A 23,446-nucleotide genomic window follows, 5' to 3' on the forward strand; every position below is an offset into this window, starting at 1 on the left:
GGCATGTCGGTGGTCGCGGTCCTCCGGGGACCGGGCCGTTCAGCGGTCATAGTTCCTCGGAGGGAGCGTCCGACATCACCTGGCGCAGCTCTATCGGCATGTTCAGCGGCCGGCCGCCGGGGCCGGGGGCCGCCGAGATGTGCGCGGCGAGGTCGATCGCCCGCTCGGGGCTCTCGCAGTCGACGATCCAGTAGCCGACCAGGAACTCCTTCGTCTCGGGGAAGGGGCCGTCCGTGACGACGGCCGCGCCGCCCTCCCCGGCCCGTACGATCTTGGCCTGGTCGGGGGCCGCAAGTCCCTGGCCGTCCACGAACTCCCCGGACTCGACGAGCTTGCCGTTCGTGTCCTGCATGAACTGGATGTGGGCCTGGACGTCCTCGACAGGCCAGGTGTCGATCGGCGGCACCGCGTCCTTCATCTGACCGCTGAACTGCATCAAAATCATGTACTTCATGCCATCGCTCCTCACGTTCGAGCGTCCTCCTCGACGCTCTCACCCACAGGTAGAAGCAGGCGACCGTGTTCTCGACATTCTGGCCGACATTCGGCGGAAAAAAGTTCCTGCCGCAGTGCCGGAGCACGAAGTAGCAGGTCAGAGGCGGGGTGGGGATGCCGGAATTCTCGCCCCGGTGCCGTGGTTTCGTCTACTGCCCGTGCCGGTGAGAGCCTTGAGAGGCTGTTGAGAGGCGGTTGGGAAACCGTTGGGAAAGAGGGATCATGGTCGCACCGCTTGAGTTCGCGATCGACACGTTCGGCGACGTCACCGCCGACGCGGACGGAAACCGGCTGCCGTACGCGCAGGTGATCCGCAACGTCGTCGAGGAGGCGGTGCTCGCCGACAGCGTGGGGATCGACGCCATCGGCGTCGGGGAGCACCACCGGGACGACTTCGCGATCTCGGCACCGGAGATCGTGCTGGCGACGATCGCCGGTCGCACCGAACGCATCCGCCTCGGCACCGCGGTGACCGTGCTCAGCTCGGACGACCCGGTACGGGTCTTCGAGAAGTTCGCGACCCTGGACGCGGTGTCCCAGGGCCGCGCGGAGATCATTCTCGGCCGCGGCTCGTTCACGGAGTCGTTTCCGCTGTTCGGTTTCGACCTGGCCCAGTACGAGGAGTTGTTCGAGGAGAAGCTCGACCTGCTCTCCCATCTCCTGGAGGAGGGCCCCGTCACGTGGCAGGGCTGGCTCCGTGCCGGGCTGAAGGACCAGCACGTGTATCCGAAGACGGAGTCCGGCCGGCTGCGCACCTGGATCGGCGTCGGCGGCAGCCCCCAGTCCGTGGTGCGCGCGGCGAGTTACCGGATGCCGCTCATGCTCGCGATCATCGGCGGTGCGCCGGCGCGTTTCGCGCCGTACGTCGACCTGTACCACCGCGCCCTCGCCCAGTTGGAGGTCGAGCGGTTGCCGGTCGGGGTGCACTCGCCGGGTCACATCGCCGAGACCGACCGGCAGGCCCGCGAAGAACTCTGGCCGCACTATCGGGCGTTGCACGACCGCATCGGCCGTGAGCGCGGCTGGGGTCCCACGTCCCGGGACGGTTTCGAGACGGAGGCCGACGAGGGTTCGCTCTACGTCGGATCACCCGAGACGGTGGCCGCGAAGATCGCGAAGACCGTGAGCACGCTCGGCGTCAACCGTTTCGAGCTCAAGTACAGCTCGGGGACGCTCGGGCACGAGAAGCTGATGAACTCGATCCGCCTCTACGGCGAGGAGGTCGTGCCGCGGGTGAGGGGGCTGCTGGCCAAGACCTCGGCGACGGCCCCGGCCGGGTGAGCCGAGGGGTGTGCGAGGGCTTTCCGGCCGGGATCCTGGTCAGGGTTCCGGCCGGGTGAGCCGAGAGGTGTACGAGGGGCTTCCGGCCGGGAACCGGGCGACGGCCCCGGCCGGGTGAGTCGTGCGAGAGGCTTTCCTGCCGAAGACTCGGTCACGCTTCCGGGCGGGTGAGCCGGGTCACCGCCAGGGCACTCATCCGCCGATCGCGGCCCACAGGGTGTCGAACTCCTGCGAGGTCAGGGCGTTCAGGCCGAAGTCGCCGGGATAGATCGGCCCTTCGGCCAGGAAACCGTGCTCGTCCTCGATGTGGCGCCATGAGTACGTGCGGGCGATGCCGTCCGAGCCGAGCTCGGCGTGTCTCACCGGCCAGTACTCCCCGCCGCTGTCGATGACGGTCTCGAACAGCCACACGTGGCCGTCGCCGTCCACCCCGTGCCAGTACAGGTGTGGCCGGTCGCTCTCGTCGAGCGCCCGGATCGTTTCCCTGCGGCGATCCTGCGACATCGTGCTCCCCGGTGTTCGTCAGAGGTTTGGGTGTTCGTCGAAGGCGAGGAAGGGCTCAGGGCTTGCCAGAAGCAGCCGAAGGGCGCATACCCTGCCTTTTGTTATGTTGCGTGTTCTTGGTCCGCTCCAGGCGGAGATCAACGGCCGTACGGTGGACCTCGGCACCTCCCGGCAGCGGGCCGTGGTGGCCAGGCTCGTCGCGGCGGGCGGGCACGTGGTCTCCACCGATCGTTTCATCGATGACCTGTGGCGCGGGCAACCGCCGCCGAAGGCGCTGGCCGCCCTCCAGGTCTACGTGTCCAACCTGCGGCGGGTGCTCGAACCCGGCCGGTTGCCGCGCACGCCCGCCACGGTGCTGGTCAGCGCCGTACCCGGCTACCGTCTGCGGCTGGATCCCGATCAGGTGGACGCCTGGTCCTTCCCCCGGCTGGTCGAGGCCGCCGGGACCGCGCTCGCCGAGAGGGACGGGGCACGGGCACTGGAGACGGTGGACCGGGCTCTCGGGTTGTGGCAGGGACCCGCGTACGGGGAGTTCGCCGACGACGAGTGGGCCGAGCCCGAGGCCGCGCGGCTCGAAGAGCTGCGGCTCGTCGCCGTGGAACACAGGGCGGAGGCACTGCTGGCGCTCGGCCGCAACGCGGAGGTCGAGCTTGAGCGGCACGTCCGCGCCCACCCGTTCAGGGAGAACGCGGTACGGCTGCTCGCCCTCGCCTACTACCGGGCAGGGCGGCAGGCCGACGCCCTGGGCGCGATCAGGACGGCGCGCGAGACCCTCGCCGACGAGCTGGGAATCGAGCCGGGCCCCGCGCTGCGCTCGCTGGAGGCCGACATCCTGGCCCACGCCGACTCCCTGAACCGGGTGGAGGCGCCCGTTCGGGTACGGACGCCGCGCTCGGACGCCGTGGGGAACGGGGGGAGGGCGCCGGATCAGGGAGGTCGGGGACGGCCGGGGCCGGACCGGGCGGGGCGTGACCGCGGCCCGAACCACGACCGGGGTCGGGGGCTCGACCGAGGTCGGGACGGGGACAAGGGCCAGGAGCACGACAGGGACAGGGACACGGGCCGTGACAGGGGAGAAGGTCGTGCTCTCGACGTCCCCGAGGCCCTTGACGACCCCGGTTCCGGTCTTGTGGGCCGTACCGAGGAACTGGCGGCGTTGGAAACGGTCGCGCGCCGGGGCGGTGTGCGCACGGTGTGGCTGGGCGGTGATCCGGGAGCGGGTAAGAGCACCCTGGCCACCGCGTTCGCCCGGCGGCTCGCGGAGCGCGGCTGGCTGACCGCGACCGGGCAGTGCCCGGAGACCGACGGCGGGGCGCCGCCCGCGTGGGCGTGGAGCGAGGTGCTGCGCGCCCTGGCCGTGGAACGGCCGCCGGAGGGTGATCTGGCGGTCCGGCTGGCACCGCTGCTGGACGACGACGCCCCGCCCGCGGGACCGTTCCTGCTGGCCCGCGCGGTGGGCGACTACCTCTCCCGGGTCGTCGGGCGCGGCACCCGGCTGCTGGTGGTCATGGAGGACGTGCACCGGGCCGACAGCGAGACGCTCCAGCTTCTGCGTCACCTCGCCACGGGGGGCGCGGAGGCGGACATCATGATCGTCGCGACCTACCGGCCCACCGAGGCCGTCGAGCACCTGGGGGCGACCTGGGCGGCCCTGGCCGGGCGTGACACCCACCGGATCGACCTGGGCGGGCTCGGCGACGAGGACGTGGCACTGCTGCTGCGTGAGCGCTCGGGGCGGGAGGTGGACGCGGTGACCGCCCGGACCGTGGCCGAGCGGACCGGCGGCAACCCGCTGTTCGTCTGCGAGACCGCGCGGCTGATCACCACGGACGGTACCTCGGCCGCCCGCGCGCTGCCGCCGGGCGTGCGCGACCTGATCCGCCGCAGGATCGCCAGACTGCCCGCGACGGCCCAGCGGATCCTGCGGGACGCGGCCGTCGTCGGGAGGGACGTCGACGTCGACGTGCTGCTCACCCTGGAGGGCGCCGAGGAGGACGCCGCCCTCGAAGCGCTGGAGGCGGGTGTGGTGACCGGGCTGCTCACCGAACCCGCCCCCGGACGGGTGCGCTTCGCCCATGTGCTCGTCAGGGAGACCCTGTACGAGGACACGCCGGTACTGCGCCGTACCCGGCTGCACGGCAGGGTCGTCGGCGCGCTGGAGCGGGTCAGGCCGGGGGAGGTCACCGCGCTGGGCCACCACGCGCTCGCCGCGGCCACCCCGGGCTCGGCGGGGTGGGCGGTGCCCTACGCCAGGGCGGCGGCCGAGCAGGCGAGGGGGATGCACTCCTATCGGGAGGCGGGGGCGTTCTACCGGGGAGCGCTGGAACACGTCGACGACGACGCGCTCCGGCTCGACCTGCTCTGCTCGCTGGTGGCCGTACAGGCGCACGAGGGCGACGTACTGGCCGCCAGGGAGAACCGCGAGCGGGCCGTCGCCCTCGCGCGGCGGCTGGGCAGCGGCCTGAACCGGGCGTTGACCGCGTACGACGCGCCGGTGACCTGGTCGATCCAGCCGGGCCGTCACGTGGACCGGCCGCTCGTCGACGCGCTGGTGGCGGCGCTGGACGGCGCCGACGACGAGACCCGCTGCCGGCTGCTGGCCACGCTCGTCTTCGAGCTGGAGGGGCACGACGACGAGCGCTGCCGGGCCTACAGCGCCGAGGCGGTCGAGATCGCCAGGCGCCTGAGGCGTACGGACCTCGTCTGCCTGGCGCTCAACGCCCGTTACTTCGTGCTGCTGACCCCCGGCCGCCGCGACGAGCTGGAGGTCGTGGCCCGTGAGCTGGTCGAGCTCGGCGACCGCGCGGGGCTGCCCGGGTACGCGATGCAGGGACACCACGCCCTGTTCATGGTCAGCCTGGGTCGCTGCGACCTCGCCGCCGCCAGGCACCACGCGGACCGCGCCCTGGAGCACTCCACCACCGGCCAGCTCGGTCTCGCGCTGGGCGTGCTGTCCATGCTCGACACGCTGATCCTGCTGATCAAGGGTGACTTCGAGGGCGCGGAGCGGTCCTACCTGGCCATCGCCGAACGCATGAGAGCCGCCGGAGGGGCGAACGCCCACGTCATGGGGCCCATCGGCCGGTTCGCGGCGCGGCTGGCGGGCGGCCTGCCGCAGGACATCCCCGAGCTGCTGGCGTTGCACGAGCTCGTCCCGGAAGGGCTCTCGGACATCCTGGTCAGGGCGCTGATCGCCGAGGGGCGCCTGGCCGAGGCGCGGACGTACTGGCAGGCCGATCAGGAGCCCCGCCTGGACTACTACTGGCTCCTCTGGCAGGGCCTGCGCGGGGAGAACGCGATCGCGCTGGGCGACCGGCGGGCGGCCGAGCACTGCTACGAGGTCCTGCTGCCCTGGGACGGCGAGCCGGCCGGGATGCACTCGGGGTCGATCACCCTCGGGCCGGTCGCCCAGATCCTGGGCGACCTGGCCGTCCTCCTCGGCCGGGACGCGACCGCACACTACGAGCGGGCGGTGGCCGTCGCGGATCGGATCGGATCACCGCACTGGGCGCGCAGGGCCGCCGAGGCGCTTGGGCGGTGAGAACCCGGATCGAGGGGACGCGTTGAAGGGCCGGGACGAGGAGACGCGGCGAGGATCCGTCTCGAGGAGACGCCGAGGAGACGCCGAGGAGACGCCGAGGACGCGGTGAGGATCCCGTTCAGGAGACGGCGAGGGGGCCGAAGATCAGCCGCTGCCGCCGCCGGTGGCCCCGCCGGAACAGGGAGAGCATCACCGTCAGCGGGGGACCGGCGAGCTTGCGCAGCCGGGCCATCTCGTCGGGCTCGGCGTACTGCTCCATCCTCGGCAGGTCGATCCTGACGTTCCCGCCCTTGCGGACCTCCGTCTCGACCCGGTGCCAGTCGGCGACGGACACGTACTTCCTGATGATCGGGAAGAGCAGCCGCTCCTCCTCCGTGATGTGCTCGTCGAGCATGTCGGCGAGCCGGGTGAGGGACTTGGCGAGCGCGGAGGCGTCGCCGGTCGAGGCGAACGCGGCGGCCTGGCCGTCGATCTCGGCCAGCAGCGGGTCGAGGTCGGCGTGGTCGTCGCTCAGGTCGCGCAGGTCCACCTCGGCTCCGGCGGACCGTTCGAGGACGGGCCAGAGCACCTTGTCCTCCATCGTGTGGTGGTGGTGGATGCCCCGGTTCAGCGTGGTGATGAAATCGGCGATGGCGCGGGCACGGGTCTGGTCGGCCGACTGCCGGCCCTCGGCCAGCTGGGTGGCGAGCGCGGCCAGGCGGCGGACGTCACCGCGCATCGCGCGGTGGGTGATCTGGAATCCCAGAAGTTCCGGGGTCATGTCGAGGGCTCCTCGGTCGGTGCGGGCTGCTTACCCGACCACGATGCGACGGTCCTCTTATGGGCTACTTGGTGGTCACTTGGTGGCGAACCGTGACCGGTCGGCGCGCCCGTTTCCCCCGCGTTCCCGGGCGGGATTCGAGGGGGCGGGCCGAAGATCGGGCGGGGTCCGTCGCGGGGAGCGTGTGGTGGTCCGGGCGGACCTCTATTGATTTCGCATCCCGCTGCGGAGCCGTGTATGGTTACACCTGTCCGCAAGCGAGAGCGACACGGACAGGCCCCTTTAGCTCAGTCGGCAGAGCGTCTCCATGGTAAGGAGAAGGTCTACGGTTCGATTCCGTAAAGGGGCTCAACAGCCTAAAGGCCCTAACCTCCCGGTTAGGGCTTTCGGCTTGGTTGGCCTTAAACAAGCAAAGGCGAGCCAGAAAATACTCAAGGTTCCTGACACGCGAGCGGGCATACTGGGGCAACCCAGAAGAGGTCGCCCTGACCTGCACAAGTACGCAGGCACTCTGCGGGTCGGGTATCCTTGCGGGGTCGGTCGATTTCGTCGGCCTCAAGGCGGAGTAGCTCAGCCAGGCAGAGCAAACGGCTCATAATCGTTGTGTCGCCGGTTCAAGTCCGGCCTCCGCTACTACCCACAGGGGCTTCTCCCACCAGAGAAGTCCTGTCGTGGGTTGTCCACTGTCCAGAACGTAGAAAGGCACTCCCAAGTGGCTGCCACCGACGTTAGGCCGAAGATCACGCTGGCCTGCCAGGAGTGCAAGCACCGCAACTACATCACGCGGAAGAACCGGCGTAACGACCCGGATCGGCTTGAGCTGAAGAAGTACTGCCCCAACTGCAAGACGCACCAGGCGCACCGCGAGACTCGCTAGTCTGCGCGAAGCCTTCCGCCGTGGGCGGGAGATGAGTGCTTCATCGGCACGCACACACTCCACGAAAGCCGGCGTCCTCCAACGAGGCGCCGGTTTGTCGTATCCGTACAGTTTTCTCCCGCGGGCGTTGACCGGGGAAGAGAACCTGCGGGAGGGCGAGCCGGGCTAGGTTTGCTGGTGGCACACTTCCAGGTGGCCGGCCGAGGTCCGGGCGGGGGCCGGGGGCACGCTTTGGAATCTTGTTCTGTTAGTGTCTCGCTTCCACTCCGGTCCACGGACCGGTCTCGTCGCGTCGGTATCCGCAAAGGAGCACGATGGCCCTGAACCGTGACTTCGTCGGGCGGGCGTCCGCGCCCTCCTCGCCGTACGAGGTCAGTCGCGTGAAGATCAAAGAGTTCGCGACGGCGATCGGGGACGACAACCCGATCTACCGGGACAGGGAGGCGGCCCAGGCCGCCGGGCACCCCGACGTGATCGCGCCGCCGACCTTCCCCATCGTGTTCAGCCTGGTCGGAGGGACGATCCTGACCGACCCCGAGCTCGGCCTGAACCTCGCCATGGTGGTCCACGGCGAGCAGCGCTTCGAGTACCGGCGGCCGATCCACGCCGGGGACGAGCTGGTGAGCGTCTCCACCGTGACCGACATCCGCAGCGTCGGCCGCAACGAGCTGATCACCGTCAAGAGCGACGTCAGCACCGTCGACGGTGAGCCCGTGTGCACGACCTACAACACCATCGTCGAGCGTGGAGGGGCGGGCTGACATGGCCGCGACGGTCAAGTACGACGAGGTCGAGACGGGCCAGCAGATCCCGCCCGCCGAATACACGGTGCGCCGAGCCAGCCTGGTGATGTACGCCGGGGCCTCGGGCGACTTCAACCCCATCCACTGGAACGAGCGGTTCGCCAAGACCGTCGGGCTCCCCGACGTCATCGCGCACGGCATGTTCACCATGGCGCAGGGCGGCCGGTTCGTCACCGACTGGGCGGGCGACCCCGGCGCGGTCGTCGACTACGGGGTGCGCTTCTCCTCCATGGTGGTCGTCCCCGACGACGAGCAGGGTGCCGTCATCACGGTGAGCGGGCTCATCGAGGAGAAGCTCGAGGACAAGCGCGTGGTGGTCGCCCTGACCGCGAAGTCCAACGACTCCCGGGTCCTTTCCAAGGCCCGCGCGGTGGTCCAGCTGTCGTAGGCGCCCCGGCACGGGCGCGGTCCCGCCCTGCACGGCATGGCCAGGCCTGGCCTGGCCGGTCTCATACGGCGTGGCTCCGCCCGGGATTCACCGGATGCGGTCCGTGCCGGTTCGGGACGCGGCTCATCGGCTCGTGACGGTTCGGCTCGTGATCCACGAGCACGGATCGTGTTTCACCGACAGGGTCCGTGTTTCACCGGCGGAGTCCGTGGTTCACGGGAACGGCCCGTGGTTCACGGCATGCTCCTGGGCAGGGGCCGAATCTTCCTCCTGTCTCGGGGTAGCTCCCCAGCATGAGCGAAGTACCTCCTAACGTGACCGGCCTCGCCGAGCGGCGGGCCAAGGCGCGAGCCGAGCGGGACCACGCCACCGCCGACGCGCTCCGTGACGAGATCAGAAGCGAGGGCTGGCTCGTCCGGGACACCGCCGACGGCTTCGAGCTCATCCCCTCTCCCTCCTTCGAGGTGTGGCCCACGGTGAGTGCCCTGCCCGAGGGGGCGGCGCGGGACGGTTCGGCAGGGGAGCCGGACGCCGCCACGACCGAGGGACGGGTCGACGCCGGGGATGGCGGGGACGCCGCGGGGCGGGAAGACTCCGCGGATCCGGGGCGGGTCGCCGAGGTCGCCGACCCCGGACGCGACCCCGGCCGACTCGGCGACCTGGACGCCGAGCGGGTCGCCGAGACCGAGGCGGCGCCCCAGCAGAGGCCCGAGGGCTCGGAGCTGGTCGGCCGGACCGACGATCTCGACGGCCACCCCGAGCGGACGGTCTCCTCCCAGCTGCTGTGGGACGCCAGCCTGTCGATCTCCCGGCTCGACGAGTCGATCGCTCCGCCGGCCGACGCCGAGGAGCCATCGGAGGCGCGGCCGACGGTGACCGTCGCGCTGCTCGTCGACGGCCACCCCGACGAGCTTCGCGAGTGCGTACGCGCCCTGGTCGCCCGTACGGAGGCGAGGATCCTCGCCCTCGACCTGGGAAACGTGGACGGCGCGGGAGAGGTCCTGGAGGAGCTGGCCGAAGAGTTTCCCCGCAGGGTGGAGTCCTGGCACGTGGCCGAGTCGCCGCACTGGAGGGGAGGCTCCGCGGGATGGGGTGAGAGCAGGGACAAGCTGTTGCGTCTCGACACCTCGGACGTGCACGTCGTGATGGACACCTCCGTGATCCTGGAGGGCGACGCCGTCACCCCGCTGGTCAAGGCGCTGGACGACGATGTGACCGCGGCCGGGTGGAAGGGCGTGAACCCCCGCGAGGACGACAGGGAATGGCTGGAGGCCGAGCCGGGCGAGGTCCGGGGGCTGCTCGGCCACCTGTTCGCGATCAGGCGTGACACCGCGCTCGCCGCCGGGGGGTTCCCCGCCGACGCCCGCTACTACCGCAACGCCGACCTGGAGTTCTCGCTCAGGCTGCCCGGCACGCTCGTCGCCCTGGGAAAGGATCTCCCGGTCCGTCAGGAACGGCACCGCCGCGACGACGGCGCGGACCCCGAATATCGCGACAGGGAGTCCCGGCGGACCTATGACCGGGTGCTGAAGCTGCTGCGCTCCCCGTAGGCTGGTCGCGGATTTCGGCCGGGTGGCGGGTGGGGAAGCGCATGACGGAGCGGGTGGCGGGGGTACGGCTGGCGCCGTACACGACGCTGGGGCTGGGGGGACCGGCCGGGGCGTTCGTGGAGGCGGGGTCGTCCGAGGAGATCGTCGAGCTGGTGGCGGCGGCCGACCGGGCGGGCGAGCCGGTGCTCGTGCTGGGGGGCGGCAGCAATCTGGTCGTCTCCGACGCGGGCTTCGACGGCCTGGTCGTGCGCGTCGCCTCCCGGGGGGTCGAGATCGAGGGGGACCTGGTCACCGCGCAGGCGGGCGAGGACTGGGACGCCCTGGTCGAGCGCGCGGTGCGGGAGGACCGGTCGGGTGTGGAGTGCCTTTCCGGCATTCCCGGGCTGGTCGGGTCCACGCCGATCCAGAACGTCGGAGCCTACGGGCAGGACGTCTCCCAGACGATCACCGCCGTCCGCGTCTACGACCGCCGGGCCGGTGAGGTGCGGGACCTGACCGCGCGGGAGTGCGGGTTCGCCTACCGGCACAGCGCGTTCAAGGATGATCTGGGGCGATACGTCGTGCTCGCGGTCACCTACGAGCTGGCCGGGGACGCGCTGTCCGGCCCGGTCGCCTACCGGGAGCTGGCCTCCCGGCTCGGTGTCGCCCTGGGCGAGCGGGTGCCGCTCGCCCAGGCCCGTGCGGCGGTGCTGGAGCTGCGCGCGGGCAAGGGCATGGTCCTGGACGCCGCCGACCCCGACACCCGCAGCGCGGGGTCGTTCTTCACCAACCCGGTGCTCGCCGCGGCGCAGGCCGCCGAGCTTGAGTCGCGGGCGCCGGGGTTTCCCCGCTGGGACATGCGGGACGGGGCGGTCAAGGTCCCGGCGGCGTGGTTGATCGAGAACGCCGGGTTCCCGAAGGGCTACCGGCGCGGCCCGGCCCGCATCTCCACCAAGCACACCCTCGCCATGACGAATCCGGAGCTGACGGCCTCGACGGAGGAACTCCTCGACCTCGCCCGGGAGGTGCGGGACGGCGTCCTGGAGAAGTTCGGCGTCACCCTGGTCAACGAGCCCGTGATGGTCGGCACCCGGCTCTGAGCGGGGAATGGGCATTCGATTTCTGCTGCTATGGTCTGATGGAAAGACCCGAAGGGGAGTAGTCCCAATCGCGTGATCGACATGCTGGCGCCTGAGGCGCCCGGTCGCGCGGGCCTCGGATCCGGCCGGTTCGGCCCGGCTTCGCGGCGGACGAGACCTTCGGCCTGGCAGGCATTAACTGGATGCCGCCGGGCCGAAGACGTGCCCGAAACTCCCCGGGTATCCCCTTCCGCCCGGCTGCGTACGCGGGAAGGGCACCTTCGTTGGAAGCGTTCTGGATCAGTCTTGCTGTGATCTTCGTGGCCGAACTCGGCGACAAGAGCCAGCTCATGGCGATGACCTTCGCCACCCGGTTCAAGCCGTGGCCGGTCCTCGCCGGAATCACCCTGGCCACCGCGGTGGTCCACCTGTTCAGCGTCGCCCTGGGCGGGCTGGTCGGCGACTTTCTCCCCACCACGGCGATCACGATCATCGCGGGCATCGCCTTCCTGGGCTTCGCGCTGTGGACGCTGCGCGGGGACGAGCTGACCGACGAGGAGTCGCAGAAGGCACAGCGCACCACCCGGTCGGCGATCATCGCCGTGACCGTCGCCTTCTTCCTCGCCGAGTTGGGGGACAAGACGATGCTCGCGACCATCACCCTCGCCACCCAGTACGGCTGGTTCGGCACCTGGATCGGCTCGACGGTGGGCATGGTCGCCGCGGACGCCCTCGCCATCGTGGTCGGCCGGATGCTCGGCAAGCACCTGCCGGAGAAGATCATCCGGTACGGCGCCGCCGCGGCCTTCGCCGTCTTCGGTGTGATCCTGCTGCTCGAACCGCTGTTCGCCTGATCGGAGCCGGTACGACCGCGTGTGGTCGGCGGCGGTGAAGCAGGGGGATCAGGGCGAGGCGACGGGTGAAGCGTCAGCGGCGGCGGGTGAGGGGTCAGCCGATCAGGGCGAGGCGGTGGGCGGCCGCGGCCGCCTCGCCACGGGTGGAGACACCCAGCTTGCCGAGGATGTTGGAGACGTGGACGCTCACGGTCTTCGCCGAGATGAACAGCTCGACGGCGACCTCGCGGTTGGACCTGCCCTGGGCGACCAGCCGGAGCACCTCCAGCTCGCGCGGGGTGAGCGGCGGCTCGGAGCCTCTTGCCCGCCCGGTGTCTCCGGCCTGCTCGGTGAGGGAGATCCCGATCCGGTGGGCGAGCGCCTCGATCTCGGTGGCGAGCGGCCGGGCGGAGAGCGCCACGGCGATCGGGTGGGCCACGCGCAGCCGGGACGCGGCACCGTCGCGGTCACCGGCGCCGGCCGTCGTCCGCCCGCCGAGGAGCAGCGACTTCGCCCGCAGGAAGGGGCGTCCCAGCCGTTCCCAGGCGGCGGCCGCGGCGTCGTGGTCGCGGACGAGACCGAGCCGGTATGCCTCGGCGACGGGACTGTCCACGGTCATCGCCTCCCTCGCCTTCTCGACGTGGGCGTGCAGCGCCGCCACCCGTTCGGGCGCGAGCGCCTCGGCCGTCTCGCAGACCCCGCCGAGCAGACCGAGCACCCGCCAGCCCAGCATGGGCTTGCTGGTGATCTGCGCCTCGAGGGTGACGCGCTCGGCGACCTCCAGCGCGGCCAGCGGCTCCCCGCTGAGCAGGTGCAGGCCGATCATGAGCCGGGCGTTGGCCGTCAGCTCCTGCATGAACTCCTCGGGGGCGTTGCCGAAGGCGCCCACCTCGTCCAGGACGGCTCTGAGCACGTCCGTCTCGCCGCGGGCGATCGCCACGTCCCCGCGGATCCGCCGCAGGTGGTGGCGGGTGCGCAGGGTGGGGTCCGCGCCGAGGAGCCGCTCGACGAGCTGGGCGGCCTCGTCGAACCTGCCCAGCGCCTCCAGCGCCTCGGCCCGGTTGTTGGCGATGAACGTGCCCTGGTCACGGTGGCGGCCGTACTTCCTCGCGAGCCGCTCCCCTTCGAGCGCGAGCTCGATCGCCTCGGTGGAGCGGCCCATGTTGTTCAGCGCGTCCACGTTGTTGGCGATGGCGCGCAGGACGCTGCGGCCGGACTCGACGCGCTCGCCGATCGCCTTCGCGGTCTCGTTGAGTTCGATCGTGACGTCGAGGCGCCCCGCGATCGAGTGGCCCAGCGCGAGGTTGAGCAGCAGCTCCGCCTCCAGGGTCTCCTCGCCGTACTCGCGCGCGATCCGCAGCGCCTCCTCGGTGTGCGCCGTCCCCTCCTCCAGCTCGCCGCTGAATATGAGGTACGAGCCCAGCTTGGACAGCACCTCGGCGCGTTCCAGCCCCGGTTCCGGGACGAGGCGCTCGGCGTAGCGAAGATCGTCGAGCACCCCGGGGCGCCGCTTGGACTTCCTGAACTGCGATCTGCGGACGACCAGGTTCGCCACCCTCGCGGGTTCGGTCCGCTCGTCGAGTTCGTTCAGCGCGGCCTTGACGAACTTGCCGCCCCGCTCGACCTCTCCGCACGCGCTCGCGGCCTCGGCGGCGTGCTCCAGGACGGTGGTGTGGTCCACGCCGATGCGCTCGGCGGCGTCGGGAACCTTGCCCCACAGCGTCAGCACCCGCTCCAGCAGCTGCATCATCTCCTTGTAGGCGAAGGTGTTGGCGGCCTTGCCCGCCGCCTCCCAGGCGGAGATGAGGGCCCAGAGGTCGTCGCGGGCGGCGTGCCAGTGGTGGGCGATCTCGATGGCGGCCCGGCCGGGAGGGACCAGCGTGCGGTCCCTGCCGATCTCCTCGGCGAAGCGGGCGTGCAGCCGTACGTGCTCGCCGGGCAGGAGCTCGTCGTGTACGGCCTCGCGGATCAGCGCGTGCCGGAAGACGTAGGCGCGGCCGTCGGCGACCTGCAGCACGTTGGCCGCGATCGCGGTGCGCAGCGCGTCGTCGAGTTCGACGTCCGACAGCTCGCTGACCGCGACGAGCAGGGCGTGGCTCACCCGGATGCCGCCCGCGGCGGCGACGCGCAGCACCCGCTGGGTCTCCTCCGGGAGCCGCTCCACGGAGCCGATGATCAGGTCGTGCAGGGAGTCGGGGAAGGTGCAGTCGCCGCCGCACTCCATCAGCGCCTCGACGAACAGCGGGATGCCCTCGCTGCGCTGGAAGACCCGGTCGACCTGGGCGAACTCGGGGGCGCTGCCGAGGATGCCGGCCATCTGGGCGGCCACCTCCGACTGGGTGAGCCGGGGCAGGTCCAGCCGGAGGACCCCGTCCAGCCGGCTGAGTTCGGCGAGCACCGGCCTGAGCGGGTGCTGGCGGTGCAGCTCGTCGGAGCGGTAGGTGAGGACCATCAGCACGGGAGCGGTGCGCAGGTTCCGGCTGAGGAAGGCGATCAGGTCGCGACTGGAGCTGTCGGCCCAGTGGACGTCCTCGATGAGGAGGATCACCGGGTGGCGCTCGGCGAGCCGTTCCAGCAGGGTGAGGATCTGTTCGAAGAGGCGCGCGCGGGCGGTGTCGCTCTCGGTGTCGCCGCTCGGCTCACCGAACTCGGGGAGCAACCTGGCCAGGTCGCGCGTCCCTCCCTCGGGCAGCAGGGCCGCGACCTTCTCGACGCCGCACTCGCGGACGAACTGGCGGATCGCCGCGGTGAACGGCGCGTAGGCGAGGCCCTCGGTCGACAGCTCCACGCAGCCCCCGTTGAGCACGTGGGCGCCGTCGGCCGTGGCCCGCTCCGCGAAACACCCGATCAGGCGTGACTTGCCGACACCCGCCTCGCCGCCGAGCAGCACGGTCACCGCCGCGCCCTTCCGGGCCTGCTCGAACGCCTCGGCCAGGTCCGCGAGTTCCCTCTCCCGCCCCACGAAGATGGGGCTTACCGCCCGACCCACCATGTCTGCCAGCATGTCATGCCTTAAAGGTGCGATCTCCTCATTTTTCGCTCGGTGAAATCGGGGAGTCAGGGAGGCAGGGAGGCCCGGCCGGGCGAGGGGGAGCGGCCGGGCTCTCGGGACGGGGTCATGCCGGAATGATTTTGCTGAAGAGGCCCCCGCGGCGCTTCTCCGAGGAGTGGGCCTTCCTGTCCTCCTCCGCCTCACGGGCGCGGCGGTAGTCGTCGGCCTCCTCGCGGAGCTCGGCGGTCCGGTGGGCGATCATCTCAAGGTGGAACTCGGGACCCATGAGGGTTCCTTTCTGATGGGGCGCCTCGCGGCACGCTTTCCTTACAGACTCAAGATTCGTCCTAAGGCCCCCGGTCCCACATCGGGAGGATGTCCTATCTCCCGGGCACTTCTCGCCGCGGCACTACCTAGATGGGGCCCGTCCCGTGCCGATACTGCCTAGTGCTGTGACCGGAGGGTTTCAGGCTGTGACGCCAGGCTGGAGCGGCGGCAGCCGGAGTCACTCTGTGACGTCACGCCCGAGCAGCGGCAGCCGGAGGACGAAGCGCGCGCCTCGCGGGCTGTCCTCGATCTCCAGTGTCCCGTGGTGGTCGGCGGCGATCGCGCGAGAGATGGCGAGGCCGAGCCCACTGCCGGTGGGATCCCTGTGCCGCCCGTCGCTCAGTCGTACGAAGGGCTGGAAGACCCGTTCGCGGGCCTCCGGGGCGATGCCGTCCCCGTCGTCGCTCACCGTGACCACCGCCTGGTCACCCCTGCGCTCGGCGCTGACCTCGACGCCGGTTCTGGCATGCCGTTGGGCGTTGACGACCAGGTTGTTGAGAATCTCGCCGAGTTGGACGCGGTTGCCGAGGACCGTCACCTCGTTCCTCACCCGGGTGCGCACCGGCACAGGCCGTGTCGTGGTGATCAGTTCCTCGTACACCAGCGTCCCGAGGTCGACCGGTTCGGGAGGGGCGGGAGCGACCGTGCGGATCCGGGCGAAGATCAGGATGTCGTCGATCAGGGCTCGGAGCCGTTCCGTCGTCGCAAGGCCCGCTTGGATCACCTCGCCCTGATCGACGCGGTCCGGGTACAGCACGGCCTCTTCGAGCTGTATCCGAAGGCCGGCCACCGGGGTTTTGAGCTCGTGGGAGACGATGGAGGCGAAGTGCCGCTGCTGTCCCACCGCCTTCTCCAGCCGGGCCAGGGTCTCGTTGACCGTGCGCGCCAGCCGGGCGATCTCGTCGTCGTAGGGCGGTTCCGGCACCCGCATGCTCAGGTCGCCGACGCCGATCTCCGACGTTCTCTCGCGGATCGCCTCCACCGGCCGTAGTGTCCGCCCGACCAGTGCCCAGACCATCCAGGTGGTGAAGGCGGTGGTGAGCAGGGCCGCGGTCAGTGTGCCGATCTCCAGGATGTGCGTGGCCAGCGCGGGAGGCTCGGCCACTCCCGCGTAGACGACGTGAGAGTCGCCGTTCCACACGAAGCGGGCCTCCTGTGGGGAGACCCGGGTGGCGGTGACCAGGACGCAGCCGGTGGGGGAGCACTCGGTGAGGTGGAGGATGCGGTCGTCGTGGGGCGGCCGGACGGTGCTGAGCGGCGGCCTCCCCGCGGCGGCGGGACTGGCCGACACCACCCGGCCACGTGAGTCGACGAGCTGCAGGAGATTGACCTCGGTGCTCGGTACCGCGGCCGGAGGAAGGCCAGGCTTCATCGACGCGATCCACTCGATCGCCACCCGCTGCGTCTCGCGGAATATGTCGTCGCGGATCTCATTACGGATCATGATGTCGAGACCTACCGCGATCACGGTGAAGACGATCAGGGACACCACCGCTGCAAGGACTGTGAAGCGCGCCCGGATCGAGCAATCGCCCCCAAAGGGCCACATAAACGAATCCCCCGCCATGTTTGCCTGTTCACCTGCATACAGGCACGAAAGCGGAAGTCCAAGATCTATGTCATGACATAGGACAAATTTGGCTAAAGCCATCAGGGGTTCGCGGGGCGGGGAGGGGCGGCGGTGCCGGCTCTCGTGCGGGCCGGTCGGCGGAAGTTGACGAAAACCGACAAGGCCGCTGGGCAGGGTCCAGTTTGGAAGTAATCACACCAGTAGGCATGCTGGAGAGGTGTCAACTATGACGACCTCGCTCAACGACGTGGCCGCGTCCAACGTCACGCTGCGAAGCTTCCTGCACGGCCTGCCCGGCGTCGACCGCGTGGGCGCCGACCAGCGCGCCGCGATGCTCGGCACCCGATCCATCAAGACCACCGCCAAGGCCCAGGCCATCGACCTCGCCATCGGCATGGTGGACCTGACGACCCTGGAGGGGGCCGACACCCCGGGTAAGGTCCGCGCGATGTGCGCCAAGGCCGTCCACCCCGACCCGGCCGACCCCTCCGTGCCCAAGGTGGCCGCGGTGTGCGTCTACCCCGACATGGTCGCCGGGGCGGTGGCGGCGCTGAAGGGCTCCGGCGTCAAGGTGGCCAGCGTCGCGACCGCCTTCCCCAGCGGGCGTTCCTCGCTCGACGTCAAGATCGCCGACACCACCCTCGCGGTGGCGGCCGGTGCCGACGAGATCGACATGGTCATCGACCGGGGCGCGTTCCTCGCGGGCGACTACCTCAAGGTCTTTGAGGAGATCGTCGCGATCAAGGCCGCGTGCGGCACCGCCCACCTGAAGGTGATCCTGGAGACCGGCGAGCTGTCCACGTACGACAACGTGCGCCGCGCGTCCTGGCTGGCCATGCTGGCCGGGGGCGACTTCATCAAGACCTCCACGGGAAAGGTCCAGCCCGCCGCGACCCTCCCGGTGACGCTGATCATGCTGGAGGCGGTCCGCGACTTCCTCGCCGCGACCGGCCGCAAGGTCGGGGTGAAGCCCGCGGGCGGCATCAAGACCACCAAGGACGCGATCAAGATGCTCGTCCTGGTCAACGAGACCGTCGGCGACGGCTGGCTCAGCCCCGACTGGTTCCGGCTCGGCGCCTCCAGCGTCCTCAACGACCTGTTGATGCAGCGCCAGAAGATGACCACCGGCAGATACGCGGGTCCCGACTACTTCACCCTCGACTAAGGCGTTCACATGTTTGAGTACGCACCGGCGCCCGAGTCGCGTGGCGTCGTCGACATCAGGCCGTCCTACGGCCTGTTCATCGGCGGCGAGTGGGTCGACTCCCAGGGCGAGAACCGCAACAAGACCGTCAACCCCGCCTCCGAGGAGGTCCTCGCGGAGGTCGCCTGGGCCACGGAGGCCGATGTCGACCGGGCGGTCCAGGCCGCGCGCAAGGCGTTCGGCGTCTGGTCGGCGATGCCCGGCTCCGAGCGGGCCAAGTATCTGTTCAGGATCGCGCGGATCATCCAGGAGCGCTCGCGCGAGCTGGCCGTGCTGGAGTCGCTGGACAACGGCAAGCCGATCCGCGAGTCCCGCGACGTGGACCTGCCCCTCGTCGCGGCCCACTTCTTCTACTACGCGGGCTGGGCCGACAAGCTCGACTACGCCGGGTACGGCCCAGGACCGCGCCCGCTCGGGGTGGCCGGCCAGGTCATCCCGTGGAACTTCCCGCTGCTCATGCTCGCGTGGAAGATCGCCCCCGCGCTCGCCTGCGGCAACACCGTCGTCCTCAAGCCCGCGGAGACCACCCCGCTGACCGCGCTGCTGTTCGCGGAGATCTGCGCGCAGGCCGACCTGCCGCCCGGCGTGGTCAACATCGTGACCGGCGCGGGCGAGACCGGCGCCGCCCTGGTGAACCACCCCGACGTCGACAAGGTGGCCTTCACCGGCTCCACCGAGGTCGGCCGCCAGATCGCGAGGTCGGTCGCGGGCACCGGCAAGAAGGTCACGCTGGAGCTCGGAGGCAAGGCCGCGAACATCGTGTTCGAGGACGCCGCGCTCGACCAGGCCGTCGAGGGCATCGTGAACGGGATCTTCTTCAACCAGGGCCACGTCTGCTGCGCGGGCTCCCGCCTGCTGGTGCAGGAGTCGATCGAGACGGAGCTGCTCGACGCGCTGAAGCGGCGGCTCGGCACCCTGCGGCTGGGCGACCCGCTCGACAAGAACACCGACATCGGCGCGATCAACTCCGCGGCCCAGCTCGCCAAGATCCGTGAGCTGTCCGACCTCGGGGAGGCGGAGGGCGCGGAACGCTGGTCCCCGGCCTGCTCGCTGCCCGACAAGGGCTTCTGGTTCCCGCCGACCATCTTCACCGGTGTCGCGCAGTCGCACCGGATCGCCCGCGAGGAGGTCTTCGGCCCCGTACTGTCCGTGCTGACCTTCCGTACCCCGGCGGAGGCGGTGGAGAAGGCGAACAACACCCCGTTCGGCCTGTCGGCGGGGGTGTGGACGGAGAAGGGGTCGCGCATCCTGTGGATGGCGAGCAGGCTGCGCGCCGGCGTCGTCTGGTCCAACACCTTCAACCGCTTCGACCCCACCTCGCCGTTCGGCGGCTACAAGGAGTCCGGGTACGGACGCGAGGGCGGCCGGCACGGGCTGGAGGCGTATCTCGATGTGTGAACATCACCGGGGCAGGCGTCGCCGCCGGCGTGTCCAGAGCACCAGAGGCCACGGCTTCGCCCGCGCGGGACGGCCGGAGCCGCGTGGCTGGTTCGCCCACCGGTGCGGGGTGAGCCGCTGCGGTCAGATCTTCGTGCCGGCCCGGCTGGCACAGCAGGAGAGCACGTGGAGAGGGCTGGGAAATGAGTAAGGCGGAGAGGCCGAGCCGGGCACGGGCCGGCAAGCGGGCGGGTGACGCCGCGGAAGAGCGCGCGGGTGACGCCACAGGAGAGCGCACGGCTTCCTCCCGTGCGGGCGAGGGCGGCGGGCCCGCACGGCTCGCCGTGCGCAAGACGTACAAGCTGTACATCGGCGGGGCGTTCCCGCGCTCCGAGAGCGGAAGGTCCTACGCCGTGGCCTCCTCAAGGGGCGACTTCCTCGCCAACGCGTCCAAGGCCTCGCGCAAGGACGCCCGCGACGCGGTGACGGCAGCGCGCAAGGCGTTCGGCGGCTGGTCGGGCGCGACGGCGTACAACCGGGGGCAGATCCTCTACCGCGTCGCCGAGATGCTGGAGGGCCGCCGGGCCCAGTTCGTCGCGGAGCTGGCGGAGACCGGGACGAAGAAGGCCGGGGAGGTCGTGGACGCGGCCGTCGACCGGCTGGTCTGGTACGCGGGATGGTCCGACAAGATCGCTGCGATAGCCGGGTCCGCCAACCCGGTCGCCGGGCCCTACTTCAACCTCTCCTCGCCCGAGCCGACCGGCGTGGTCGCGGTGGTCGCCCCCGACGAGCCGCTGCTCGGGCTCGTCTCGGTGATCGCCCCGGTGATCGTCACGGGCAACACCTGCGTGGTGATCGCGAGCGAGCGCGCCCCGCTGCCCTCGATCACCCTGGCCGAGGTGCTGGCCACCTCGGACCTGCCCGGCGGGGTGGTGAACATCCTCACCGGCTCGGTCGCCGAGATCGCCCCCTGGCTGGCCGCGCACATGGACGTGAACGCCCTCGACCTCACCGGGGTCGCCGACGAGAGCCTCGCGGTCGCGTGCGAGGAGGCGGCGGCGGAGAACCTCAAGCGCGTCTTCCGCCCCGCCGCGACCGACTGGTCCGCCGACCCCGGCACCAGGCGCCTCACGGCCTTCCTGGAGACCAAGACGGTCTGGCACCCCACCGGAGTCTGATCGCCGTCGGCGAGCCGTCATCGGGCGAGGAGTCCGTCCGGAGGGCTCGCCGACGGGGACGAGCGGCCGTCAGAGGGGCTGCCGCCCGGCGAGGAGCCGTCAAGCGAGCCGCTGTCACGTGAAGGGACGTCAGACGAGCCGCTGTCACGTGAAGGGGCGTGAGGCGAGAGGTTCCAGGGCTCTCAGGTGAGCGGGGCGTGGCGGGTCCACGGCCGGGCGGCCTCGAGCTGCCCGGCCAGGGCGAGGAGTTGCGCCTCGCCGCCGGGGGCCGCGACGAGCTGGACACCGATCGGCGTGCCGGTGGAGTGCCTGCCGTACGGGACGCTCATGGCGGGCCAGCCGGCCATGTTCCACGCCGCCGTGGCGGGCGCGTACACGAGGTTGACGCGGGCGTTGGCGAGGAGCCCTCGGCGGCCCCAGCGCTCGGCGGGCGGCGGTACGGCGGCGAGTGTCGGGGTGACGAGCACGTCGGCGTTGCCGAACCACTGGTCCGCCCCGTAGGCGCGCCAGCGGTCGCGGCCCGTCGCGCCGTCCGCCCCGACCTTGGAGAGCAGCCGGCCGGCCCTCGCCAGGGACCGGGTGCGCCGCTCCAGTCCGCGCGGTTCGAGCCCTTCGACGTCGCCGGCGGCGCACGCGAACCAGGTGGTCACTGCGGCGGCACCGAGCCGCAGGGACATCCGTTCGGTGTGTTCCACCACGGTGTGCCCCGCCGCGCCCAGGACCTCCGCCGCCCCGGTCACCGCCCGCTGGAACTCGGCGTCCACCGAGAAACCCGGCGGCAGCGGCATCGGCGCGACCGCGATCCGCAGCCGTGGCGGATCCGACAGGGTGAGCCCGCCCGGATAGTCGTCGATGGCGCGGCCCACGCCGAGGGCCTCGCTCTCGTCGGGCGTCGCCAGCGACATGTCACCCGCCATGACGGCGAGGGCGAGGGCGAGGTCGGCGACGGTCGTGGCCATCGGCCCGTTCTCCGACATCCGGTACCAGTTGTGCTCGGGCGGTGGGACCACCCCCTGCCCGGGCTTGATCGAGACCAGGCCGCAGCAGGCGGCCGGGATGCGCAGCGAGCCCAGCCCGTCGGCGCCGTGGGCGAGCGGGACCATCCCCGCGGCCACGGCCGCCGCGCTGCCTCCCGAGGAGCCGCCGGGGGTGCGCCTCAGGTCCCACGGGTTGCGCGTGACGCCGTACACGCTGTCGGTGACCCCGGCCAGGCACAGCTCGGGCACGTTGGTGATGCCGACGACCACCGCGCCCGCCGCCCTGAGCCTGGCGACCACCGGATGATCCTCCTGCGCGGCCACGTCGGGCGTCGCCGCGGAACCGTTGCGCGACGTCTCACCCCCGACCGCGACGTTGTCCTTGACCGCGATCGGCACCCCGGCGAGCGGCAGCCCGGCGAGGTCCTCCCGCTCCTGCAGGACCCGTGCCTCGGCCAGCGCCCGTTCGGCGAGGACCACGCGGAACGCCCCGACGCGTCCGTCACGCTCGGCGATGGCGTCGAGGTGCTCGGCGACCACCACGGGTGCCGTGACCTTCCCCCGTCGCACGGCATCCGCGATCTCCACTGCGGAACTTCCCACCCACGACATGCACCGAGTGTGGTCCGGCGAGTCCGCCAGGGGAAGCGTCCTACATCTCAATCAGATGACTTGTCCGGCTCGTCGGTGTTATTCCGCTCGCCCCGCCGGGGCTCGCGCCCCGCCGCCTTGAGCGCCAACCGGAGTGCGTACTCCAGTTGGGCGTTGACGCTTCGCAGGTCGTCGGCCGCCCATTTGGCGATCACCTCGTAGACGGCCGGGTCGAGCCTCAGCAGGATCTTCTTGCGCTCAGCCATAGAGGCTGCCGGCATTGACCACCGGCTGCGTCGCCTTGTCACCACAGAGGACGACCAGCAGGTTGGAGACCATCTGCGCCTTGCGCTCCTCGTCGAGTTCCACCACCTCATCCTCCCGTAGTTTGGTCAGTGCGAGCTGGACCATGCCGACCGCGCCGGCGACGATGTGGGTGCGCGCCGCGACCACCTGGGCGGCCTGCTGCCGGACCAGCATCGCCTGGGCGATCTCCGGAGCGTAGGCGAGGTGGGTGATCCGCGCCTCCAGCACCTCCACCCCGGCGAGCTGTGTGCGGTCGCTCAGCTCGGTGGTGAGCTCGGCGGCCACCTCGGCGCCGTCGCGCAGGCTGGTACGGCCCTCCTCGTGGGCGTCGTACGGGTGACTGGTGGCCAGGTGCCTGACGGCGGCCTCGGACTGGATCGCCACGTACTGCTCGTAGTCGTCCACGGAGAACGTCGCCTTGGCGGTGTCGGAGACCTTGTAGACGACGACGGCGGCGATCTCCACGGGGTTGCCGTCGGCGTCGTTCACCTTGAGCTTGGTCGTCTCGAAGTTGCGCACCCGGAGGGTGACACGTGCCTTGCTGGTGAACGGCAGCACCCACTGGAACCCGGCCTGGTTCACGGTCCCGACGTAACGGCCGAAGAACTGCACGACCTTCGCCTCGTTCGGGTTGATCACCGTGAATCCGGTGGCCACGACCATCGCGACGACCCCCCACCCGGTCGCCGCGGCGATCAGCCCCGTTTCCCCCGCCGCCCACCCGGCCCAGGCCAGGACGGCCCCGAGCGCCAGGAGCCCGATCAGGACGCCGAATCCGCTCGCCCGGAAAGCACGTCGTTCCATGTACGCCACCTTTGCTATCGAAGTGATATC

The 23,446-nt window shown here is 70.9% G+C and carries 20 protein-coding genes and 2 tRNA genes; 13 read left to right on the forward strand and 9 right to left on the reverse strand.

Annotated elements, in window-relative coordinates; genetic code table 11:
* Nucleotides 1-46: 46 nt before the first annotated feature.
* Nucleotides 47-454, reverse strand: coding sequence for a YciI family protein (locus AB0B90_RS20585; RefSeq protein ID WP_362924093.1), 408 nt, complete (start codon nt 452-454; stop codon nt 47-49).
* A gap of 263 nt (nt 455-717) precedes the next feature.
* Here AB0B90_RS20585 and AB0B90_RS20590 point away from each other — a divergent pair, with 263 nt between their 5' ends.
* Nucleotides 718-1,776 carry an LLM class flavin-dependent oxidoreductase gene (locus AB0B90_RS20590; RefSeq protein WP_362924095.1) on the forward strand — a complete coding sequence of 353 codons (1,059 nt, stop codon included), beginning with the start codon at nt 718-720 and terminating at the stop codon, nt 1,774-1,776.
* Between the two features lie 192 nt (nt 1,777-1,968).
* Here the strand turns inward: AB0B90_RS20590 and AB0B90_RS20595 are convergent, their stop codons facing one another.
* A complete protein-coding gene (locus AB0B90_RS20595; protein ID WP_350942873.1) occupies nt 1,969-2,280 on the reverse strand; it encodes a hypothetical protein in 312 nt (103 codons plus the stop codon).
* 103 nt (nt 2,281-2,383) lie between these two features.
* Here AB0B90_RS20595 and AB0B90_RS20600 point away from each other — a divergent pair, with 103 nt between their 5' ends.
* Complete coding sequence (locus tag AB0B90_RS20600; RefSeq protein WP_362924097.1) at nt 2,384-5,821, forward strand: BTAD domain-containing putative transcriptional regulator; 3,438 nt, start codon at nt 2,384-2,386, stop codon at nt 5,819-5,821.
* Nucleotides 5,822-5,939: 118 nt separating this feature from the next.
* Here AB0B90_RS20600 and AB0B90_RS20605 read toward each other — a convergent pair whose 3' ends face one another.
* Nucleotides 5,940-6,581, reverse strand: a complete 642-nt coding sequence (locus AB0B90_RS20605) for a hemerythrin domain-containing protein (RefSeq protein WP_350942875.1) — start codon at nt 6,579-6,581, stop codon at nt 5,940-5,942.
* Between the two features lie 276 nt (nt 6,582-6,857).
* On the opposite strand from AB0B90_RS20605, the gene AB0B90_RS20610 reads away from it, so the two are divergent.
* The 8 genes from AB0B90_RS20610 to AB0B90_RS20645 all read left to right on the forward strand — a co-directional run bounded on the left by AB0B90_RS20610 (nt 6,858) and on the right by AB0B90_RS20645 (nt 12,111).
* Nucleotides 6,858-6,930: transfer RNA gene (locus tag AB0B90_RS20610), tRNA-Thr, on the forward strand.
* A gap of 210 nt (nt 6,931-7,140) precedes the next feature.
* Nucleotides 7,141-7,214, forward strand: a tRNA-Met gene (locus tag AB0B90_RS20615).
* Nucleotides 7,215-7,293: 79 nt separating this feature from the next.
* A complete protein-coding gene (gene rpmG / locus AB0B90_RS20620; protein WP_030921771.1) occupies nt 7,294-7,458 on the forward strand; it encodes a 50S ribosomal protein L33 in 165 nt (54 codons plus the stop codon).
* Nucleotides 7,459-7,772: 314 nt separating this feature from the next.
* Nucleotides 7,773-8,219 (forward strand): MaoC family dehydratase N-terminal domain-containing protein, encoded by a 447-nt coding sequence (locus AB0B90_RS20625; protein WP_350942876.1) that lies wholly within the window; start codon nt 7,773-7,775, stop codon nt 8,217-8,219.
* A 1-nt stretch (nt 8,220) separates the two neighbouring features.
* Nucleotides 8,221-8,649: a MaoC family dehydratase gene (locus AB0B90_RS20630; RefSeq protein ID WP_350942877.1), complete on the forward strand. Its 429-nt coding sequence runs from the start codon at nt 8,221-8,223 to the stop codon at nt 8,647-8,649.
* 293 nt (nt 8,650-8,942) lie between these two features.
* Nucleotides 8,943-10,199 (forward strand): glycosyltransferase family A protein, encoded by a 1,257-nt coding sequence (locus tag AB0B90_RS20635; protein WP_362924100.1) that lies wholly within the window; start codon nt 8,943-8,945, stop codon nt 10,197-10,199.
* 41 nt (nt 10,200-10,240) lie between these two features.
* On the forward strand, nt 10,241-11,278 hold the full coding sequence (locus AB0B90_RS20640; RefSeq protein WP_362924102.1) for a UDP-N-acetylmuramate dehydrogenase: 1,038 nt from the start codon (nt 10,241-10,243) through the stop codon (nt 11,276-11,278).
* Nucleotides 11,279-11,541: 263 nt separating this feature from the next.
* Nucleotides 11,542-12,111: a TMEM165/GDT1 family protein gene (locus tag AB0B90_RS20645; protein WP_350942880.1), complete on the forward strand. Its 570-nt coding sequence runs from the start codon at nt 11,542-11,544 to the stop codon at nt 12,109-12,111.
* A gap of 94 nt (nt 12,112-12,205) precedes the next feature.
* On the opposite strand, the gene AB0B90_RS20650 is transcribed toward AB0B90_RS20645, so the two are convergent.
* The 3 genes from AB0B90_RS20650 to AB0B90_RS20660 all read right to left on the reverse strand — a co-directional run bounded on the left by AB0B90_RS20650 (nt 12,206) and on the right by AB0B90_RS20660 (nt 16,898).
* Entirely contained in the window at nt 12,206-15,082 is a 2,877-nt protein-coding gene (locus AB0B90_RS20650) for an AAA family ATPase (RefSeq protein ID WP_362924104.1), read from the reverse strand.
* A 124-nt stretch (nt 15,083-15,206) separates the two neighbouring features.
* A complete protein-coding gene (locus AB0B90_RS20655; RefSeq protein ID WP_350942882.1) occupies nt 15,207-15,368 on the reverse strand; it encodes a hypothetical protein in 162 nt (53 codons plus the stop codon).
* A gap of 219 nt (nt 15,369-15,587) precedes the next feature.
* A complete protein-coding gene (locus AB0B90_RS20660; RefSeq protein WP_362924106.1) occupies nt 15,588-16,898 on the reverse strand; it encodes a HAMP domain-containing sensor histidine kinase in 1,311 nt (436 codons plus the stop codon).
* Nucleotides 16,899-17,205: 307 nt separating this feature from the next.
* On the opposite strand from AB0B90_RS20660, the gene deoC reads away from it, so the two are divergent.
* From deoC to AB0B90_RS20675, 3 genes are all read left to right on the forward strand, one after another.
* The gene (gene deoC / locus AB0B90_RS20665; protein ID WP_350942884.1) at nt 17,206-18,144 is read left to right on the forward strand and encodes a deoxyribose-phosphate aldolase; all 939 of its coding nucleotides are present in this window, start codon (nt 17,206-17,208) and stop codon (nt 18,142-18,144) included.
* Nucleotides 18,145-18,153: 9 nt separating this feature from the next.
* The gene (locus AB0B90_RS20670) at nt 18,154-19,581 is read left to right on the forward strand and encodes an aldehyde dehydrogenase family protein (protein WP_350942885.1); all 1,428 of its coding nucleotides are present in this window, start codon (nt 18,154-18,156) and stop codon (nt 19,579-19,581) included.
* A 182-nt stretch (nt 19,582-19,763) separates the two neighbouring features.
* Nucleotides 19,764-20,738, forward strand: coding sequence for an aldehyde dehydrogenase family protein (locus AB0B90_RS20675; RefSeq protein WP_350942886.1), 975 nt, complete (start codon nt 19,764-19,766; stop codon nt 20,736-20,738).
* Nucleotides 20,739-20,920: 182 nt separating this feature from the next.
* On the opposite strand, the gene AB0B90_RS20680 is transcribed toward AB0B90_RS20675, so the two are convergent.
* Genes AB0B90_RS20680 through AB0B90_RS20690 form a run of 3 tightly spaced genes read right to left on the reverse strand, consistent with a single transcriptional unit; the run spans nt 20,921 to nt 23,416 of the window.
* Complete coding sequence (locus AB0B90_RS20680; protein WP_362924108.1) at nt 20,921-22,327, reverse strand: amidase; 1,407 nt, start codon at nt 22,325-22,327, stop codon at nt 20,921-20,923.
* A gap of 47 nt (nt 22,328-22,374) precedes the next feature.
* Nucleotides 22,375-22,572 (reverse strand): hypothetical protein, encoded by a 198-nt coding sequence (locus tag AB0B90_RS20685; RefSeq protein ID WP_326635151.1) that lies wholly within the window; start codon nt 22,570-22,572, stop codon nt 22,375-22,377.
* Nucleotides 22,565-23,416, reverse strand: coding sequence for an SPFH domain-containing protein (locus tag AB0B90_RS20690; protein WP_362924110.1), 852 nt, complete (start codon nt 23,414-23,416; stop codon nt 22,565-22,567). The genes AB0B90_RS20685 and AB0B90_RS20690 overlap by 8 nt, the downstream gene beginning before the upstream one ends.
* Nucleotides 23,417-23,446 lie beyond the last annotated feature (30 nt).

It is taken from the genome of Streptosporangium sp. NPDC049078 (genome assembly GCF_040648855.1).
Lineage (GTDB): Bacteria > Actinomycetota > Actinomycetes > Streptosporangiales > Streptosporangiaceae > Streptosporangium.